Below are 17,318 nucleotides of genomic sequence, written 5' to 3'. Positions count from 1 at the left end.
GTCAGGCAAACGCGACCTCCCGCGCCTCGTCCCGCCGCCACTCGCGCCAGCCGTACACGCTCATGCCCGCCAGGACGAACTGCAACGCGAACAGCACCCAGTACCCCGCGTGCCAGAAGAACACCGCCTGCACCGCGTTCACCGCGATCCACACCGGCCACGACCACGCCCAGCGGCGCGTCGTGCCGAAATTCGCCACCAGCGACAGCGTCACCGCCGTGAACTGCACCCAGTTCCACGCCGCGCCGAAATCCGTCACCGCCACCGTGTACGCGAAGATCAGCAGGCTCGCCACCCACGTCACCCCGTACCACAGCGGCTCGTTGAAGCGGATCTCCCCCCGCGCCCGCCGGGCCTCCAGATGCCACAGGTACAGCCCGTGAATGCCGAACAGCAGGTACGTGACCTGCAACCCCGCCAGCATCCACTGCCCACCACTGAGGAACAGCAGGAAGTACGGCAGCAGCGACAGGTTCGACCAGTGCCAGTACACCGCCCGCTTCGACCACAGGAAGTACAGGCTGACGAGCACGCACACCCCGCCCGACAGGTCCAGCAGCAGCGGCGGCACGTTCAGACCGAACAGATTCACGTGTCGATCCTCAGGGTCGCCACGCCCGCCCACGCCCCCAGTGGCAGGCGCACCACGTCGATCAGCAGCAGCGCCACGCGGCCCGCCGTGACTGTTACCAAGCGACCGTCCGCGCCCGACGCGAACAGCGCTGCCGCCGCGCGGATCGCCTCCGGCTCACCCGGCGCGTAGAGGTCCGCCGCGTTCCCCTCGGCCTCCCGCCTCGTCAGGCGCTCCGCGAGCCGGAAGGCGGACGGGGCGACCTCCACCTCGACCTCCCCGGTCGGCAGCGGCCGCAGCCCCAGCCAGTCCACGTGCGCCAATTCCTCGGGCGTGAACGCGCGCGGCAGTACGAACGGCACGAACGGCGCGTCCGTGTCACTCGACTCGGTCAGGCTCCCCAGCGCCGACACCAGCGCCCCGGCGAACGCCACGCCCTCCTGCACGCCCGCCGCGTCCAACGGCTGCCCCGGCTGCCCCTCCCACCCGAACACCCCGTCCGGCGACAGGCGACCCGCCACGACCATCGGCGACACCGACCCGTCCGCCCGGTACGCCACCAGCCGCTCCAGCTGCACCCGCCCATTCAGATCCCCGCCCGGTTCCGTCATGCGGACACTCTGCCGCCTGCGCCCCTCTCAGTCCAGCGGAAGATGCGTGACGGGATCAATCCGCCCCGTGAAGTCCGACCCGGCGAAGTGTGCCACCACGCGGATCGGTCCCACGATGGCCGCGTTGAAGGCCTCCAGCTCCTCGGCGGGCACCCACAGTTCCTGATGCCGGTCCTGCGCGCCCACCACCTGAATCGCGTAGCGGGTCGCCACGTCCGCGCGCACGCCGAACTCGGTCACGAAACCCACGGGCGGCGTGTTCCGGCGCGCATTCCAGTCCCGCGCGATCTCCTCGGCGTACGGGCGGTTCAGCACCGGGTAGAAGATCGGCTGATCCGGCAGGCGGGGCGGCCACGCCCGCCAGCCCGACGCGGCCACCAGCCGCAGCTCATGCAGCCCCGTGGGCCGCCACAGGGTCACCACCTCGCCCACCGGCGGCCACGGCACCGTCCGCTCCGCGTTCTGCGGGAACAGCACGTCCAGCCAGTCCCCGCCCGTCACGCGCCCCCCCATAGACCGCACAGGGTCGCCACGCCGCGCGCCAGGGGCGTCAGGACCCACACCCGCTCCGGGTCGCCCCGGCTATCGGATCGGTCCTCGCGGGTCAGCAGGCCCAGGCCCGCCAGCCCCGCCAGCGCCCCCTCGAACTCCAGCCGCGACCAGCCCAGCGGCACACTGCCGCGCACGGGCAGCGCGTCCGCGAACGGCTCGATGGGGTCGAGCAGGTCGAACACCTCGCCCAGCGCGTCCATCTCCCGCGCGGACAGGCCCTCCACGACTCGCAGCGCCTGGAAGCGGTCCGGGGTGGGGGAGGGGTGAAGCAGCGCGCAGCCCGCCAGCGCCCGCGCGATCAACGCCAGCTTCCCGTCTGATTCCGCGATCTCCGCCGCGCGGTTCGCCTGCACCACGTTCGCCCGGAACGCCGCCGACCGCACGTACGCCACGTCCACCCGCCCCGCATCCAGTCCCGCCAGGGCGTCCGCCAGCAGGGGCGACAGTCGCGCCGACACCGGCACGTCCAGCCCGCCCAGCACCGCCAACCCCACACCTTCCCGCATCCGCCCACTCTACGGCCCCACCGCGGCGGCGCGTGCCACACTGACCCGCATGCCCACCCTGCGCCCCTACCAGCCCGGCGACCGGGCCGCGTGCCTGCACCTCTTCGACGCGAACACCCCCCGATTCTTCCTGCCGGAGGAACGCTCCGACTTCGAAGGGTGGCTGGACGGCCAGGAAGGCCCCGCCGAGTACCTCGTCATGGAAGACGAGGGCGACATCATCGCCTGCGGCGGCCTGTGGTTCAGCCCCGACCCCACCCGCCCCGCCGGATTCGCGTGGGGCATGGTCCACCCCGCCCGGCAGCGGCAGGGCCACGGCCGCACCCTCGCCCAGGCCCGCCTGGACCGCCTGCGCGCCCTGGGCATCCCGCACGCCACGCTGGACACCAGCCAGCACACCGCGCCGTTCTACGCCCGCCTGGGCTTCCGCGAGGTGAAGCGCACGCCCGACGGCTACGGCCCCGGCCTGCACCGCGTGGACATGATCGCCGACCTGTAAACGAAAAACCTCCACTGAACGCGGAGGCTTTTCTTTGGAGCCAGAGGTCGGATTTGAACCGACGACCTACTGATTACGAATCAGTTGCTCTACCCCTGAGCTACACTGGCGGGCTACGATTTTTGGCTTCCGGTGGGAAGCTCAAAAAGTATAGGGAGGGGGGCGGGGGGTGTCAAGGCGCGCCGCCCGGATGGGGCGGGGGCCTATGCTGCGGGCCATGAGTGACGCGCTGACGGTGTTCGAGACGATTCATGGGCGGGTGCAGCCGCTGGAGTGGCTGGTGCTGGCCCCGCACCCGGATGACGCGGAGATCGGCGCGGGCGGCACCCTGATCCGCCTAGCGCGGGCGGGCCGCGCGGTGGGCATCCTGGAACTGTCGCGCGGGGAGCGGGGCACGCAGGGTTCGCCGGAGGTGCGCGTGGCGGAATGCGCGCGGGCGGCCGGGATCATGGGGCTGGCGTGGCGGGGGCAGTTGGGCCTGCCGGACGGGGAGTTGCGGGACACGCTGGAGGGCGCGCACGCCCTGGCCGCCGTGTTGCGCGCCGTGCGGCCTCGGGTGCTGGTCGTTCCGCATCACCGGGACCGGCACCCGGATCACTTCGGGTCGTACCACCTGAGCAAGCGCGCGGTGCATCTGGCGCAGCTGGCGAAGGCGGACCTGCCGGGCGACCCGCACCGCGTGGGGCGGGTGCTGCTGTATCAGGGCAACGCGGACATCACCCCGAACGTGCTGATCGACGTGGCGGACGTGCAGGACGTCTGGGCAGCGTCGGTGCTGGCGCACGAGAGTCAGTTCTCCGGCGCGGCCATCTCGGAGACGGTCACGCCGGAGATCGTGGAGCGCCGCCGCGCCCGCATGACGTACTGGGGCACCATGGCCCGCGTCCGCTACGCCGAGGCGTTCGAGGCGGAAGACGCCCTGCTGGTCGACCCGCTGACGCTGTAGGCAGTGGTGTCCGGCTGGGCGGGGCTCAGCGTCCGCCCATGGTCTGCGCCCACTGGCTGAAGGGGCTGGGCGCGCGGGTCTGGCCGCCCAGGAGGTCCTTGATCTCGTCGGCGAGGTCCAGGCCGTACTTGTACGCGGCCTGCCCGGCGACCACGCCGCTGCCGTACTTCTCGCGGTAGTTGGCGGGGGCGCGGTCGCTGGTCATGGCCTCGGCGCTGGCGTTCGTCTGCGGCAGGACGGTGGTGAGGATGGGCGGGGTGTCCTCGCCGGTCGTCTCGAAGGCGCGTTTCAGGTCTTCGGGGAGGCGCTGGAGGCCCTGGCGGTGCTGGGCGCTCTGACTCTGGTACTTGGTGATCAGCACGCCCAGGCAGCGCAGTCTCAGGTCGCGGGCGCGGCGGATCTGCGCGATGCGGGACGCGATCTGCGGAATGCCGTAGGTGCTCAGGCGGTCGGGGATGGTGGGGATCAGGTAGTGGTCGCTGACCTCCAGGCCGTTCTGCGTGACGAAGCCCAGGTTGGGTGGGCAGTCGATCAGGACGTAATCGTACGCGCTGAAGGCCGGCGCGACGAACTTCTTCACGGCCTCCATGGGGCCGACCGAGTAGTGAGAGCGGCCCGCGATGTCCTGCATGCGGTCCTGCACGTCGATCAAGCGGATGGAGCTGGGCAGGAGGTCCACGCGGCCGTAGCGGGTCTGGGGGGGCAGCTGGTCGATCATCTGGGGCGGCACGCGGTTGAGGTTGCTGACGCCGCGGATGATGGCCTGCGTGGCGTCGAAGGTGAACATGCCGTCGCCGCGCAGCAGGTCCAGGAACAGGTGCGCGAGGGTCTGGCCGTCGTCGTCGGCCTGCTCCCAGCGGTCCTCGCCGATCAGGGCGAGGGTGGCGTTCGTCTGCGGGTCCAGGTCGATGACGAGCACGCGCTTCTGCTTCATGAACGCCAGCGTGTCGGCCAGCTGGACGGTCGCGGTGGTCTTCGCGACGCCGCCCTTGAGGTTGATGAAACTGATGACCTGCGGGGCCATCAGAGTTCGCGGATCTTCGCCAGGACCGCCTCGGGGCGCACGGTGTAGTCCCCGGTCTTCTCCTCGACGTGCTGGTAGCGCACGACGCCCGACCGGTCGATCAGGAACACGGCGCGGCCGCTGATGCCGCGGTCGTCGATGGCGACGCCGTACTCCCTGGCCACGTCGAGTTTCATGTCGGCCAGCAGCGGCACCTCAATGCCGTACTCGGCCGCCCAGGCCTTGTGCGCGTGCACGCTGTCGCGGTTCACGCCCAGCACCACGGCGCCCGCGTCCGCGAAGTCGTCCTGACGGCCGGAGTACTCGGGCAGCTGCATGGAGCACACCGGGCTGAAGTCCAGCGGGTAGAACACCAGCACCACGTGCTTCTGGTCGCGGTAGCTGCTCAGGGTGATCTGCTCGCCCGTGGAGGCAGGCAGGGTGAAATCGGGCGCGGGCTGTCCGACGAGGCTCATGCCCGGCAGTGTACCGGGCGCGCCCCGGCCCGCGCGGCGCAGCCCGACACGGTCTCTCATGTTGAACCGAGTCCCGTGATGGCCCTGCCGGGCCGGGGGTGGGCGTAGCCTGCCGGTGTACCGTCCCCGCCGTCTGCCCCGCGCAGCTTCACACGCGGCAAGGCGGCGCGCCATCCGAGGAGGAAAACCCATGGCCGATGTGATGCCCCCCAACATGCTCAACGAGCGCCCCCGCACCCCCGCCGGGCTGCTCAGCAACCGCGAGAAAGACCGCCTGATCGAGCGCGGCTTCCTGGGCCTGTACCGCTGGTACACCGCCCGCAGCCAGGAGACCCGCAACTGGAACCCGGACCGCAGCTTCGACTGGCGCAGCCTGAACAAGAACCTGCCGCCCGAGGTCATCACGGTCCTCGAAGGCTTCTTCGCCGTCGAGCAGTACGCGCCGGACTTCACGAGCAACCTCGTGCACCTCGTGCGGCGCAGCCACGGCCGCTCGCACTTCCAGCTCCGCTGGGGCAGCGAGGAGGAAAAACACGCCGACGCCTGGGAGAACGCCGTGCTGTTCAGCGGTCAGCGCAGCCCGCAGTGGGTCGAGGAGTACAAGGACCGCCTGAAATCCCAGACCTGGGAACTGCCGTTCCCGGACGCGATCCACAACCTCGTGTACACCGTGTTCCAGGAGCGCGCCACGCAGCTGAACTACCTGAACATGATGAAGATCGCCCAGGGCAGGAGCGAGAAGCCGCACCTGAAGGGCGTCTCGGACCCGGTGCTGGCGAAGGTCGCGCAGACCATCGCGGTGGACGAGGCCGCGCACTACAACTTCTTCCTGGAAGGCGTGCGCATGTACCTGTACTACTACCCCGAGCAGACCCTGAGCGCGATCAAGAACGTGATCAGCCAGTTCAGCATGCCCGCCGCGCAGCTCGTGCCGAACTGGGAGCACTTCTTCGAGACGGTGTACCGCGCCGGGATCTACGGCCCGCGCGACTTCCAGCGCGACGTGATGCAGGTCGCCTTCCGCAACCTCGGCATCGAGAGCCGCAAGGCGCTGGAGGAGGGCATCCGCAAGACGCGCGAGGTGCCGGACTTCGACGGCGGGAACTTCAAGACGACCGCCATCTGGGACACCTTCGACTACGGCGCCGTCGAGGGCGACGTGCGCCGCCTGCACGTGAAGATCCAGGACTACGAGAAGGAGATCGGCTTCGACGCGATCGACCCGACCGAGTTCATCGAGAACCCCGAGGTGCCCCGCGAAGGCCCCAGCGCCGCCGACGACTGATCCCTACTCCGATTGAACGGTTTGCCAAAATCGTTCAATCCGAGCGGATGCGAGTGGGAGTAAAGCGGGTTCCGGGCGTGAAGTTGACAACCCGGAACATCACCGGGTTGCCAACTTCACGCCCGGAACCCGTATGGAAAGCCGCAACTTCTCCCTCTGCCCGCCCCCTGCTCCGGGGCGGGTTTTTCGTCGCGCGGCGCGCGGGGGCGTGGCATGCTGGGTTCACCGTTCAGTCCAGCCGCCCCTTTCAAGGAGACCGTCATGACCACCTCTTCCTTCAATCCGGCCCTGGCTGCCCTGGGGTTCAGTCCCGGCGACCGGGTCGTGATCTTCCACGCCGACGACCTGGGCATGTGCGAGGCGACCGTCAGCGGCTGCGCCGACCTGTTCCGCGCCGGGACGCTCGGCAGCGCCTCGGTGATGACGCCCTGCGCGTGGGCGCCCGCCGCTGCCGACCTGGCCCGCGACCTGCCCGATGCGGACCTGGGCGTGCACCTGACCCTGAACAGCGAGTGGCGTGCCTACCGCTGGGCGCCCGTCAGCACCCGCGCCCCTGCCAGCGGCCTGATCGACCCGCAGGGTTTCATGCACGCCGGCGTGGAGGCCGTGCAGGCCCAGGCGGACCCGGCAGCTGCCCGCGCTGAGCTGGACGCACAGGTGAGCCGCGCCCTGGACTGGGGCATCGAGGTCTCGCACGTGGACGCGCACATGGGGGCCGCCGCGCACCCCAAGTTCCTCCAGGCGTGCCTGGACGCCGCCCTGCCCCGAGGAATCGTGCCGATGCTCCCGCGCCTGGACGAGGCCGGGTGGCGCTCGCACGGCCTGGGTGAAGCCGAGGCCGCGCAGATGGCCGCGCTGACCCGCACGCTGGCGGCGCGGGGCGTGCCCCTCGTGGATCACCTCGTGATGCTGCCGCTGCACGTGGGCGGGGACCACCTTCCGCTGATCGAGGAGATCCTGACGGGCCTCCCGGCGGGCCTGACGCACTTCATCCTGCATCCGGCGCGGGACACGCCCGAACTGCGCGCCATCTGCGGCGACTGGGCGGGCCGCGTGGCGAACCACGCCGCGTTCCTCTCGCCGGACTTCCCGGCCGTGCTCGCGCGCAGCGGCGTGAAGACCACCACGTACCGCGCGCTGCAACGCACCCTGCGGGGGCAGGCGTGACCGTGCCCGCCGCCGCCGCGCCCGCCGAACTGACGCCCGACACCACCACCGCGCAGCGCTGGCGCTACGCGATCATGAACTTCGGGCTGACCATCCCCGCGCAGACCACCAGCTTCCTGCTGCTGTACTACGTGGACCACCTGAAACTGAACCCGACCTGGGCGGCGACCGCCATGACGCTCTTTGCGCTGTACAACGCCGCGAACAACCCCCTGATCGGCTTCCTGAGTGACCGCACCCGCAGCCGCTGGGGCCGCCGCATCCCGTACGTGCGCTTCGGGGCGCTGCCCAGCCTGCTGCTGTTCGGCCTGCTGTTCAGCGCGCCGTTCAGCGGCACCGATCAGCCGGTCGCGCTGCTCGTGTACTTCGTGGTGATGTTCATCCTGTGGGAGGGTTTCGCCACCGCCGTCGGCACCGGCTACCTGGCGCTGCTGCCCGAGATGTTCCGCACCTACCGCGAACGCACCGACGTCGCGTGGCGCATGAACGCCGTGCAGATCTTCGGGTTGCTCGTCGGGCTGGCGCTGCCGCCCCTGCTGGCCGGCATGATCGGGTGGACCGCCATGGCCTGGGTGTTCGCCGCGCTGGCCGCCGCCGCGATCTTCACCGGGCTGGGCGGTCTGTTCGAACGGCCCGGCAGCGCAGGGCGTGAACTGGGCTTCCTCACTGCGCTGCGCGCCACGTTCACGCACCGCGCGTTCCTGATCGTCGTCGCGGCCCTCACCATGCGCTTCTTCGCGACCGGCACCCTGGCCGCCGGGATGGGCTTCTACGTCCGCTACAGCCTCGGGATCGAGGGCGGCGCGGCCACCACCCTCCTCCTCGCCGGGGCGTTCGTGACCGCCGGGCTGGCGCTGTACCCCTGGCGGACCTTCATCGCGCCGCGCCTGGGCCCCCGCGGCACGCTGATGCTCGCCTTCGGCCTGACCGCCGTCTCGCTTATCCCGCTGGCCCTCGTGAACTCGCTGGTGGGCGCCGCGATCACCACCGTGCTGTTCGGCGCGGCCCTCGCGGGCCTGATCCTGATGGGCGACGTGATCCTCGCCGACGTCATCGACGACGACGAGCTCCGCAGCGGACAGCGCCGCGAGGGCATGTACTACGGCATGGCGGGCTTCATCACCACCCTCAGCACCGCCCTGACCTCCCAGGTGTTCGGGGCCGTCACCCGCGCCAGCGGCTACGACCCCACACTGACCGTGCAGCCCGGCGCGGTCGCCGACGGCTTCCGGTTCTTCATGACCATCCCGCCCATCACGGGCGCGCTGCTGGCCCTGGCGATCCTGAGCGTCTATCCCCTGCACGGCGCGCGCCTGACCGCCATGCGCGACGCCCTGGCGCGGAAACGGGGCGGGCAGCTCGACGCCCAGAGCTAAGGCGTGTGCTCACGAATTTTCATGGCAATACTCCACCGCCATCTTTGGGTTCTGGAACGTCATCTCGCACCACCCGTAAGCCTGACGTAGAAAGCCGGCCACGCGGATTGACCCGTTCGGTTGCATCTCAAACTCGCAAATATCACTGAGCTCGCTTGGAAGTTGATCCACCGTGGCATGGCCTTGGTTCTCGACCTCTGCCATCAGCGTGAGGTTCGACCATGCGCAGAGTTCCACGCGAACGCCGATGAGCTCTATGCTTGGTTCAATGTAAGCAGCTTGCACGCCCACGACAAAACGTTGTGACTCTTGATCCAGCACCATCGCCAGCACAGGATCATCTGGCGAAAAGGTGAGTGAAGGGAAGTCTTTTGCGTTCAGGCGTATCACGAGATCAGGATGCCATGAGCTATTTCAATGTAAGCACAGGGCCTGGGCCTACATCAGCGCCGGGCCCACTGCGCGACCACGAAGCGTTCCCGTCCCGTCAGATCCGCCGCCGTGTCGGCCGTCCAGCCCTGGGCGCGCAGCTCGGCGGCGAAGGCCGGGGCGTTGCGCGGGTCGAGTTCCAGCAGCAGCCGCCCACCCGGCACGAGGACGCCGGTCGCCTGCGCGGCCAGCCGCCGCGCGAGGTCCAGGCCGTCCGGGCCGCCGTACAGCGCCAGTTCCGGGTCGTGGGTGACCTCCGGCTGCACGTCCTCGCGGTCCGCGTCGGGCAGGTACGGGGGGTTGCTGACGATCAGGTCGAAGGGGCCCGGCACACCCGTGAGCAGGTCGGCCTGCACCCACGTGACTTCCAGGCCGTTCAGGGTGGCGTTCTCGCGGGCCAGCGTCAGGGCCTCCGGGCTGAGGTCGGTCGCGCTGACCTGCGCGCCGCTGCGGGCGGCCTTCACACCCAGCGCCAGCGCGCCCGTCCCGGTGCCAACGTCCAGCACGCGGGGCGCGGGCAGGGATGAGAGGGCCTCCAGGGTCAGGTGCAGCAGCCACTCGGTCTCCGGGCGGGGGACCAGCGCGCGGGCGTCGCAGCGCAGCCGCACGCCGCCCCACTCCACCTCGCCCAGCAGGTACTGGAGGGGCACCCGCGCCGCGCGCCGCGCGATCAGCGCCTCGAACCGCGCCTCGTCCGCCGGGGCGACCTCTGACGCGGCGCGGGTCAGCAGGGAGACGGGCGACAGCCCCAGGGCGTGCAGCAGCAGCGCGCGGGCGTCCACCTCCGGGGAGGGAACGCCCGCCGCGTCCAGCCGCGCCGCGCCCCGCCGCAGCAGGTCACGCAGCAGCACAATCACTCCGGTTGAATGGTCGGTGAGGACCATTCAACCCGAGCGGAGCGAGAAGGAGCCGGATGACGTCCGGGAGTGGAGGAGACCACCCGGTGAAGTGCCGGGTGGTCGACGGAACAGACGGACGTCATCTCACCCGTGCCGGGGTCGGATGATCAGGCGGCGGGCGGCGCCCTCGCCCACGGACTCGCTCATGACGTCCGGGTGCTCCTTCAGCGCGATGTGGATCACGCGGCGTTCGGCGGGCGGCATGGGCTGCAGCTCGTGCGGTTCGCCGCTCTTGGCGACCTGCACCGCGAGCCGCTCGGCGAGTTTCGTCAGGGTGTCGGCCTGCCGCTTGCGGAAGCCGCCGACGTCCACGCGGACGCGCAGGTGCCCGCGGCCCTCCTGCTTGGCGAGGACCGTGTACGCCAGCACCTCAATGGCGCCCAGCGTGCGGCCGTCACGCCCGGCGAGGCGCGCGGCGTGCTCACCGGTGATCTCGGCTTCCAGGGCGTCCTCGGCTTCGCGGACCGTCACGGACAGGTCCGGGTCGATGCGGGTCACGAGGCCCTGCAGGAAGCGTTCCAGCGCCGCGCGAGGGTCTTCCGGCGCGGCTTCCAGCGTGGGGGCGCTGGGGGCCGCGTCGGGAGCGGGCGGCGGCAGCTCGCTCTCGTCCGCGTCGCTGATGCCCAGCCCCGCGAGGTAGTCGTCCAGGTTCGTGCGGTTATCCATGCCCCGCAGTCTAGCGCGCGATTCTCACGATGCTCCCACCGCCTTACCCCCCCAGTGCCCCCGCCGCCGCCCGCCGCGCGAACTCCCGCGCGCTGCGTTCCAGCATCTCGTACATCTGCGTGAAGCCGTCCGCGCCGCCGTAGTACGGGTCCGGCACGTCCGCGCCCGGCGCGAGCGGATCGAACGCCCGCATCAGCGTCAGGCGCGCCTCCGCGTTCGGTGGACCCAGGCGGCGCGCGTCGTGCAGGTTCGAGGCGTCCATCGCCAGGATCACGTCCTGCTCGTAATAATCTGCCGCGTCCAGCTGCCGCGCCCGGCCGTCCAGGGTCAGGCCGTGGCGGGCCGCGACCTCCCGGCTGCGCGGGTCCGCCAGTTCCCCGACGTGCCACGCGCCCGTCCCGGCGCTGTCCACGACCGCCGGCACGCCCGCCGCCTCCAGTTCACGGCGCAGCAGCGCCTCGGCCAGCGGACTGCGGCAGATGTTCCCCAGGCACAGCGCCAGCACCCGCAGCGGCTTCGAGTCAGTCATGCCCACGATTCTGCCGGGCCGCAGGCCCGTACGCCACCCGGCGCACCAGTGCCTCCACCGGCCCCCGCCCGAAGCGCGAGAGCCACCACGCGCTCAGCGGCAGCTGCGCCAGCCCCACGAGCAGCGCCAGTGCTAGCGTCTGCGCCGCGCCCCACGCCGCGAACTCACCGCTGTACGGGAACGCCTCGCCCGTCCCGGCCGCCGGGGCGCCCGACACCCAGCCGAACCCCTGGTGCAGCCCGTACGGGTAGAAGATCAGCGTCATGATCACGCTCTGCGTGAGGTAGTTCGTCATGGCCATTCGCCCGCTCGCCGCAAAGATGCGCCACGCGCCCAGCCGACCCGACGCGGCCAGCAGCCCCAGCACGCCCACGTACCCCAGCGCGCCCGCCAGTCCGCCCGCCATGCGCACCGGCAGTGCCAGCGTGCCCGCCGCATAATCGGCCCGGGTGTTCAGGTACGCCAGCAGCGCGCCCAGCGGCAACCCCACACCCAGCCCCCCCACCGCCAGCCGCCGCAACAGGGGCCGGTGCTCCTCCGGGCGGGTCAGCAGCCCGGCCTTCCCGGCGGCGGCACCCAGGCAGAACAGCGCCACCAGCCACGGGCCGTTGAACAGGTTGCCCTGCAAGAGCAGCGGCCAGAACTCGGCGGCCCGCTCCTGCACGTTCGCCCCGTACGTGGGCAGCAGGTCCGGCAGGAAGGCGAAGCGCGGCCCGGTGCGGCTGGCAGTCGCGGCGGCGTCCAGCAGCGCCAGCCCCAGCCACCACGCGCCCAGCACGCCGGCTGCGCCCAGCAGCGCCCGCGCCGACAGGTGCGCGACCAGCAGCAGCGCCAGCGCCAGCGTCGCGTAGTTGCTGATGATGTCCCCGTGCCACACCAGCACGTAATGCAGCGCCCCCACCGCCAGCAGCGCCGCGTGCCGCCGCAGGAACACCCCCACCCCCCGCCGCGCCAGGATGCCCGCCGCGCCCCACCCGAACAGCATGGCGAAGATCGAGATGAACCGCCCGTTCGCTAGGGTGTCCGTGACGACCTGCGCCGCGCGGTCCAGGCCGCGCTGCTGCCACTCCAAGAACCCCGCGAAGTCCTGCATGTTCACGATCAGGATGCCCAGCAGCGCCACGCCGCGCAGCACGTCCGGCAGGGGTGCCCGGTCTCGCACCGGCCCGGTGTCCAGGGCCCGCTCCGGGGCGGGCGGAGCCAGATCGGGCGGCAGGACAGGGGCAGGCTCGGGCGCGGTCATTCCCGGCAGGTTAACGCGGACCGGGGGCCACTGACCGGGCATCACCCGCAGCGGTCACGATCAGCGGCCCACGCGGCCCGAGGGTCAATCCCGGCAGCGGCGTCGCGTCGCCCCGCACCGCGTGCAGAGGCGGTAGCGCCGCCAGCGCGTCGTGAATGAGCAGCTGCGCGAGGTGCATGCCCAGGCACAGCCGCTCCCCACCGCCGAACGGCAGGTACGCCCACGCCGGGGGTTTGCCCGCCCAGCGGCCCGGATCGAACTCGTCGGGACGGTCCCACACCGCCGGGTCCCGCCCGGACAGGTACGGGGAGTACAGTGCCAGCGCCCCGCGCGGCAGCCGCACACCCCCCCAGATCAGGTCGCGGCTCAGGCGGCGGCTGCCCATCCAGCCCGGCGGGTACAGGCGCAACACCTCCTTCAGCACCGCCGCGTGGCGCGTGGGCGCGTGCCACTGCGGGTGCCGCGCCAGGAACCAGATCGCGTACGCCAGCGCGTGCGTGGTCGTATCGTGCGCGGCGGCCAGCGACACCCGCACCTCCTCCAGCCCGCCCGGCAGGGGGGCCAGCACCGCCAGCAGGTCGTCGTGCCCGTGCTCCCGGAGCCGGGCGTGCGCGAGGCGGCGCACCTCCGCGTCCACCCGTGCGAACAGCAGCGGACGCGGCACCGCCGGAACCGGAAACGGTCGGCGCAGCGGCGCCAGGAACGCGTGCAGCAGGCCCTCATCGAACTCCCCACTGAAATACGCGGCGTTCAGCAGCCGCAGCACCGCGCCGTCCGCCCAGGCCAGCGCATCGAACGCCCCGCCCGGCACGCTCGGCAGGGCTGCCCGCGTCCGCGCCTGCAAGGCCAGCAGGTGCGCCCGCCCGAAGCCCGGATTCATCAGCGAACGCCGCCCCGCGTGCCCCGGCGCGTCCGACAGGATCACCCCGCCCGACAGGTACGGCACGATCCGCGACAGGCTCCCCGCACTGCGGAACGTGCCCAGGTCCGTCAGCACGGCCCGGTTCCACGCTGCCCCCACCCCCACCACCGCCGGGAGGCCCAGCCGCAACCGGAACACGTCCCCACCCGCCGCGCGCGCCCGCGCCGCGCCCTCCTCGATCAGCGGCAGCGGCCGCAGCGCCCAGTCCTGCAGGTGCCCGTTCCCCGGACGGGTCGGCGGTTCGGGCAGCGTGCTCAGAGCCCGAATGGCCACACCTCCGTTCCCTGCGGCACCTGACGGCCGTCCAGGTCGTCGAAGGTCAGGCCCAGCAGCTGCCCGGCGCCGTTCCAGCCGCTCAGGACGCTCAGGGGTACCCCGCCGCCGGGATGCACCGTGCCGCCCACCTGCACCAGGTTCCGTGCGTGCGGCAGCTGCCAGCCGGGGCGGAGGCTGCCGGTCAGGCCGTGCGGGGCGCGGCCGTACAGCGCGCCGCCCTTCGCGGTGCGGGCGTACTCCGCCGGGGACAGGGCCCGCCAGTCCGCGACGGGCAGCGGGCCGCCCAGCGTGTCCCGCAGCCGCTCCTGCACCCGTGCCAGGAGCCACGCGCCGTACTCCTCGGGGCGGTCGGTGACGCCGGGGTCGGGCGGGGCGTTCACGAGCAGGAACGCCCGCGTGCCGTCCAGGTGCAGGTACAGCGTCGGGTCGCGCGGAAGGCGTCCGGCGCGGATGTCGCGCCACTCGCGGGCGTACTCGGCGGGCCAGAAGATGTGGTGCGCCTGCCCCTGGTCCTCCGAGAGCTGGAGTTGCAGCGCGAAGCCGCTCACGCCGCGCGGGGTGGGTTTCTCCGCACTGCCCAGCCAGGAGAGGGTCAACGCCCGGTCGGCGGCGCTGACCCAGGCGTCGGCCGCGAACGCGCCCTGACTGGTGTGTGCGCCCAGGATCAGGCCCCCGTGCGCGCTGAGGCTGGTGACGCGCGTGCCGAATTCGAAGCGCACGCCCAGCGCCTCGGCCTGCGCGTGCAGGGTGCGGGCCAGATCCAGCAGGCCGCCGCGCAGGTGCCACACGCCGTACCCGAGTTCCACCCACGCGATGTTGTGCAGCACGGCGGGCGCGCGGTACGGGTCGGCGCCCAGGTACGTGGCGAACCGCAGCCAGAACGGCGTCAGGAACGGCCCGGACCGCACGAATCGGTGCAGGGGGGATAGCGGCGCGGCCCGCCGCCCCCGGGTCAGCGCGTAGCGCGCCAGCCGGGCCGGGCCGGGCGGCGGCGCGAACAGGAACGTGTCCTGCGCGTCCAGGTACATCCGCCGGGACGACGCGAGCAGCGCCGCGTACCGCCGCCCCTCGGCGCGGGAGAGCTGCGCCAGCGTCGGCTCCAGGCTGCCCGCCACATGCAGCGCCTCAGGTGCGAACAGCCGCCCGCCCGGCGCGTGGTACGTCGTGGTGGGCCGCGCCGCGCTCAGCTCCGGCGCGGGCAGGTCCAGGCGGGCGTGCAGCGCGCGGAACACCTGCGGCATCGTCACCACGGTCGGCCCGCTGGAGAACTCTGTCAGGCCCAGCGCCGCCTTCCCGCCGGGGCCGTCCAGGGCGTCCAGCACCGTCACCCGCGCGCCCGCCCGCGCCAGCCGCAGCGCCGCCGCCAACCCCGCGAAGCCCGCGCCGATCACCGCGACATGCTGCGGCGTGCGTCTCACGGCAGGGCCCCGGACGGGCAGAGGGTTGAACGGGTCACGAGGCAGAGCATAGAGCACCCCCAGCGGCGCACAGTGTCAGATGCGAGACCCGCTCAGCGGGGCGTGCTGACCGAGTACGCCAGCAGCGCCTCGCGGCTCAGCGTCCGCCCGGCGCGCTCCACGCGCAACTCGCCGCCCGCGTGTCCGGCCAGCCCAACGGTCAGCACGTACCCGTACCCGCCCCGGTTCCAGCGGTACTCGGCCCGGCCGTCCCGGGTGGTGCGTGTCCCGCCCGTGATCGTCACGCCCGGCATGCCGTCGCGGTTGCGGCTGGCGTATGTGACCTTCCCCCCCGAATCCCACACGATCACGCTGTGCCGCGCGGTGGCGGCCAGCACCGCCGCCTGAGGCACGTACCGGCATGCGAACGATCCGGCGGGCACCCGGAACTCGCTGACGTGCGTCAGACGGTACGCGGGGTCCTGCACGGTCTCCACGTTGCTGCTGTGCACGAAGAACCCCGGCGCCGGGGCGCTGCTTCCCGCGAAGGTCAGCGGCGTGTACACCTGCCCCGCCCCCGCGTTGTCCGCACCGACCGTCACGGCCACCTGCGAGCGCGCGGCGCCCACCCACTGCGTCAGCGTGCCCGCCCCGGCCCCCGTGCCAGACAGCGCCAGCACCCGCCCCGGTGCATCGCACCAGAAGCGCACCGGCTTCCAGACGTCCGCGCCCACCTGCGCGAACGACGCCTCGGTAAAGCCCGCAGCGGACGCCAGCGGCAGCGACGCCAGGAGGAGGCCAGCGGCCAGACGGACACGGTTCAGGGACATGCCCCGAGCCTCCGCCCGGCCCCTGAGCGGCCCATGAACCCTCGCCTGCCGGGCGTTCAGGGACGGGAGGGGCCGTCGTGGCCCGGGGCGGTCATTGCCGGTACTCGCGGCCCTTCCAGCTCACGCGGCGGCGCAGGGCGCGCGCCATGACCGGCAGGGCCAGCAGCGGCGTGACCGGCCCCAGCAGCCCCTCGGCCAGATCGGCGGGCGTGCGGCGGCCCGCGATGAGGTTCACGGCCAGCCGTTCCAGCAGGCTCGCGGCGCGCAGCGCATTGCGGTTCGGCAGGGGCAGCAGCCACGGCAGCGTGTGCCCCGCGACGTGCAGCGCCACGCTGGCCAGCATGAACGCCCGCGAGTTCAGGTGGATGGGCAGCGCGTTCTTCCCGAAGCCCGCCACGGAGTCCGGGTACGAGCGGTACATCCGCACGCCGATGCACCCCTGACCCATCACGGTGGAGACCCGCAGGCCCAGCTGACCCAACTTGCGCGCCATGACGGTGTCCTCCAGCACCTGATCCCGCACGGCGGCGTACCCGCCCACGCGGGTCAGCGCGGCGCGGCGGTACGCCATGACCTGCCCGTTCGCGATGGTCGCCAGCGGGTGCGGCGGGGTCATGCGCAGCAGCGGGAACGGGAAGTACGACAGCACGGCCGCGTCCACGAGGGGCGTGAGCAGCCGCTCGCCGGGCGTGACGTTCGACTGGCGCGGCTGCACGCTCAGCAGGTCCGCGCCCGACGCGTGCAGTTCGCGCAGCAGGCCGCCCAGCGCGCCCGGATGCCACGTGACGTCCGCGTCCGTGAAGATCAGGACGTCGCCGCTCGCGGCCCGCAGCAGCTGCTGGCACGCCCACGGCTTGCCGTGCCAGCCGTCCGGCCGCGCCGCGCCGGGAATGACGCGCGCGCCCAGATGGCGGGCGACGTCGCCCGTGCCGTCGTCGCTGCGGTCGTCCAGCACGAGGACCTCGTGCGCGCCCTGCGCGAGCACACCGGGCAGCGTGACGGGGAGGTTCGCCGCCTCGTTCCGCGCGGGAATCAGGATGGACACGCGCGGCCCCCCCGGCGGCACGGGGGCCGGGCGCAGGCGCGGGAAGGTCACGGCGTTCACCGCCAGCGTCAGTGCCTTGCCGAGCAGCCA

Annotated in this window: 20 protein-coding genes and 1 tRNA gene; 5 read left to right on the top strand and 16 right to left on the bottom strand. The window is 72.1% G+C overall.

The window, feature by feature from the left end; genetic code table 11:
* Position 1: 1 nt before the first annotated feature.
* Genes SY84_RS07115 through SY84_RS07100 form a run of 4 tightly spaced genes read right to left on the bottom strand, consistent with a single transcriptional unit; the run spans position 2 to position 2,240 of the window.
* On the bottom strand, positions 2–592 hold the full coding sequence (locus tag SY84_RS07115; protein WP_046843435.1) for a nicotinamide mononucleotide transporter family protein: 591 nt from the start codon (positions 590–592) through the stop codon (positions 2–4).
* Complete coding sequence (locus SY84_RS07110; RefSeq protein ID WP_046843434.1) at positions 589–1,182, bottom strand: hypothetical protein; 594 nt, start codon at positions 1,180–1,182, stop codon at positions 589–591. Before SY84_RS07110 ends, SY84_RS07115 begins: the two co-directional genes overlap by 4 nt.
* 27 nt (positions 1,183–1,209) lie before the next feature.
* On the bottom strand, positions 1,210–1,683 hold the full coding sequence (locus SY84_RS07105) for a hypothetical protein (protein WP_211117130.1): 474 nt from the start codon (positions 1,681–1,683) through the stop codon (positions 1,210–1,212).
* Positions 1,680–2,240 carry a hypothetical protein gene (locus SY84_RS07100; RefSeq protein ID WP_046843433.1) on the bottom strand — a complete coding sequence of 187 codons (561 nt, stop codon included), beginning with the start codon at positions 2,238–2,240 and terminating at the stop codon, positions 1,680–1,682. Before SY84_RS07100 ends, SY84_RS07105 begins: the two co-directional genes overlap by 4 nt.
* A gap of 49 nt (positions 2,241–2,289) precedes the next feature.
* Between SY84_RS07100 and SY84_RS07095 the strand changes: the two genes are divergently transcribed.
* Positions 2,290–2,739 carry a GNAT family N-acetyltransferase gene (locus SY84_RS07095; RefSeq protein ID WP_157882921.1) on the top strand — a complete coding sequence of 150 codons (450 nt, stop codon included), beginning with the start codon at positions 2,290–2,292 and terminating at the stop codon, positions 2,737–2,739.
* A gap of 35 nt (positions 2,740–2,774) precedes the next feature.
* Here the strand turns inward: SY84_RS07095 and SY84_RS07090 are convergent.
* Positions 2,775–2,849, bottom strand: a tRNA-Thr gene (locus SY84_RS07090).
* A gap of 107 nt (positions 2,850–2,956) precedes the next feature.
* Between SY84_RS07090 and bshB1 the strand changes: the two genes are divergently transcribed.
* Entirely contained in the window at positions 2,957–3,685 is a 729-nt protein-coding gene (gene bshB1, locus SY84_RS07085) for a bacillithiol biosynthesis deacetylase BshB1 (RefSeq protein WP_046843431.1), read from the top strand.
* Positions 3,686–3,710: 25 nt separating this feature from the next.
* On the opposite strand, the gene SY84_RS07080 is transcribed toward bshB1, so the two are convergent.
* Together SY84_RS07080 and SY84_RS07075 are read right to left on the bottom strand one after the other, a co-directional pair.
* Positions 3,711–4,709 carry a ParA family protein gene (locus tag SY84_RS07080; RefSeq protein WP_046843430.1) on the bottom strand — a complete coding sequence of 333 codons (999 nt, stop codon included), beginning with the start codon at positions 4,707–4,709 and terminating at the stop codon, positions 3,711–3,713.
* Positions 4,709–5,164, bottom strand: coding sequence for a peroxiredoxin (locus tag SY84_RS07075; protein ID WP_046843429.1), 456 nt, complete (start codon positions 5,162–5,164; stop codon positions 4,709–4,711). The genes SY84_RS07080 and SY84_RS07075 overlap by 1 nt, the downstream gene beginning before the upstream one ends.
* 190 nt (positions 5,165–5,354) lie before the next feature.
* Between SY84_RS07075 and SY84_RS07070 the strand changes: the two genes are divergently transcribed.
* The 3 genes from SY84_RS07070 (at position 5,355) to SY84_RS07060 (ending at position 8,992) form a co-directional block, all read left to right on the top strand.
* Positions 5,355–6,449 (top strand): acyl-ACP desaturase, encoded by a 1,095-nt coding sequence (locus tag SY84_RS07070; RefSeq protein ID WP_046843428.1) that lies wholly within the window; start codon positions 5,355–5,357, stop codon positions 6,447–6,449.
* 261 nt (positions 6,450–6,710) lie between these two features.
* A complete protein-coding gene (locus tag SY84_RS07065; protein ID WP_046845016.1) occupies positions 6,711–7,616 on the top strand; it encodes a ChbG/HpnK family deacetylase in 906 nt (301 codons plus the stop codon).
* Positions 7,613–8,992 carry an MFS transporter gene (locus SY84_RS07060; protein WP_188843819.1) on the top strand — a complete coding sequence of 460 codons (1,380 nt, stop codon included), beginning with the start codon at positions 7,613–7,615 and terminating at the stop codon, positions 8,990–8,992. The genes SY84_RS07065 and SY84_RS07060 overlap by 4 nt, the downstream gene beginning before the upstream one ends.
* 9 nt (positions 8,993–9,001) lie before the next feature.
* Here SY84_RS07060 and SY84_RS07055 read toward each other — a convergent pair whose 3' ends face one another.
* The 9 genes from SY84_RS07055 to SY84_RS07015 form a co-directional block, all read right to left on the bottom strand.
* Entirely contained in the window at positions 9,002–9,382 is a 381-nt protein-coding gene (locus tag SY84_RS07055; protein ID WP_157882920.1) for a hypothetical protein, read from the bottom strand.
* Between the two features lie 53 nt (positions 9,383–9,435).
* Positions 9,436–10,275, bottom strand: coding sequence for a peptide chain release factor N(5)-glutamine methyltransferase (gene prmC, locus SY84_RS07050; RefSeq protein ID WP_419177424.1), 840 nt, complete (start codon positions 10,273–10,275; stop codon positions 9,436–9,438).
* Positions 10,276–10,404: 129 nt separating this feature from the next.
* On the bottom strand, positions 10,405–10,986 hold the full coding sequence (locus SY84_RS07045) for a protein jag (RefSeq protein ID WP_046843426.1): 582 nt from the start codon (positions 10,984–10,986) through the stop codon (positions 10,405–10,407).
* Positions 10,987–11,029: 43 nt separating this feature from the next.
* Positions 11,030–11,515, bottom strand: a complete 486-nt coding sequence (locus SY84_RS07040) for a low molecular weight protein-tyrosine-phosphatase (protein ID WP_046843425.1) — start codon at positions 11,513–11,515, stop codon at positions 11,030–11,032.
* On the bottom strand, positions 11,508–12,758 hold the full coding sequence (locus SY84_RS07035) for a DUF418 domain-containing protein (RefSeq protein WP_046843424.1): 1,251 nt from the start codon (positions 12,756–12,758) through the stop codon (positions 11,508–11,510). Before SY84_RS07035 ends, SY84_RS07040 begins: the two co-directional genes overlap by 8 nt.
* Before the next feature lie 10 nt (positions 12,759–12,768).
* Complete coding sequence (locus SY84_RS07030) at positions 12,769–13,947, bottom strand: cytochrome P450 (RefSeq protein ID WP_046845013.1); 1,179 nt, start codon at positions 13,945–13,947, stop codon at positions 12,769–12,771.
* Entirely contained in the window at positions 13,935–15,374 is a 1,440-nt protein-coding gene (locus SY84_RS07025) for a phytoene desaturase family protein (RefSeq protein ID WP_046843423.1), read from the bottom strand. The genes SY84_RS07030 and SY84_RS07025 overlap by 13 nt, the downstream gene beginning before the upstream one ends.
* A 92-nt stretch (positions 15,375–15,466) precedes the next feature.
* The gene (locus tag SY84_RS07020) at positions 15,467–16,183 is read right to left on the bottom strand and encodes a hypothetical protein (protein WP_046843422.1); all 717 of its coding nucleotides are present in this window, start codon (positions 16,181–16,183) and stop codon (positions 15,467–15,469) included.
* Between the two features lie 91 nt (positions 16,184–16,274).
* Positions 16,275–17,315 carry a glycosyltransferase gene (locus SY84_RS07015; RefSeq protein ID WP_157883064.1) on the bottom strand — a complete coding sequence of 347 codons (1,041 nt, stop codon included), beginning with the start codon at positions 17,313–17,315 and terminating at the stop codon, positions 16,275–16,277.
* Between the last annotated feature and the right edge of the window lie 3 nt (positions 17,316–17,318).

The sequence above is a fragment of the Deinococcus soli (ex Cha et al. 2016) genome, assembly GCF_001007995.1.
GTDB lineage: Bacteria > Deinococcota > Deinococci > Deinococcales > Deinococcaceae > Deinococcus > Deinococcus soli.
The sequence above is the reverse complement of the archived record's forward strand: the minus strand, read 5'-3'. Positions and strand labels throughout refer to the sequence as shown.